Annotated in this window: 2 tRNA genes and 2 rRNA genes; all 4 read right to left on the bottom strand. The window is 48.5% G+C overall.

From position 1 onward, the window contains the following. Nucleotides 1-277 precede the first annotated feature (277 nt). Nucleotides 278-350, bottom strand: a tRNA-Ala gene (locus tag B5G33_RS20900). Between the two features lie 127 nt (nucleotides 351-477). Next, nucleotides 478-551, bottom strand: a tRNA-Ile gene (locus tag B5G33_RS20895). Nucleotides 552-557: 6 nt separating this feature from the next. Further along, a 5S ribosomal RNA gene (gene rrf / locus B5G33_RS20890) occupies nucleotides 558-675 on the bottom strand. Between the two features lie 69 nt (nucleotides 676-744). Further along, nucleotides 745-817 (bottom strand): 16S ribosomal RNA (locus B5G33_RS20885); the annotation flags it as partial.

Raw genomic sequence — 817 nt, 5'->3', positions numbered from 1 at the left:
CTTATCGCAGCTTATCACGTCTTTCATCGGCTCTTGGTGCCAAGGCATCCGCCCTGTGCTCTTTTTTGCTTGGCCTCTTCTGATGCTATAGCGTTAACATCAGACGGCTTGTTGGTTTTTCTCTATCACTGCTTTCGCAGTGCCTCGTTTTCGTCTCTATCTTACGTTTAACGTATCATCAAGAAATGAATGTTTTACATATGCGGTTTTCAAGGTACAGTGCACAGCAGGATCTTTTCTCATCTGTCTCTCTGTTCTGTCTTTGATCTTGCTGTAGTGGAGATAAAGAGATTCGAACTCTCGACCCCCTGCTTGCAAGGCAGGTGCTCTCCCAACTGAGCTATATCCCCATCTGCTGTTTTCTATTGTTTTGGATATTTTATCTATCCAGTGGGCTTAAGTGACCTTTGCTCCTCAGCAAAAGCTTATACCCAATGGGCTTAAGTGGACCTTTGCTCCTCTGTGAACATTGTCCAGTGGGCTTAAGTGGACTCGAACCACCGACCTCACGCTTATCAGGCGTGCGCTCTAACCAGCTGAGCTATAAGCCCTTTTTGATCCGGCAGCCACCTGCTTTCCCATGCCGTCTCCAGCATAGTATCATCGGCCGCTTCAGTCTTAACCGTCGTGTTCGGGATGGGTACGGGTGTTTCCCCGAAGCGCATCGCCACCGGAAAGTTTCGTTATCAACTTTTTCTTTGATAACTCAACAGTGAAACACATCGCCTACTTCTTCTTCCCTAGAAAGGAGGTGATCCAGCCGCACCTTCCGATACGGCTACCTTGTTACGACTTCACCCCAGTCATCCGTCCCGCC

The sequence above is a fragment of the Blautia sp. An81 genome (assembly GCF_002161285.1).
In the GTDB taxonomy this organism is placed as follows: Bacteria; Bacillota; Clostridia; order Lachnospirales; family Lachnospiraceae; genus Blautia; species Blautia ornithocaccae.
This window is presented reverse-complemented; position numbering and strand designations above follow the sequence as displayed.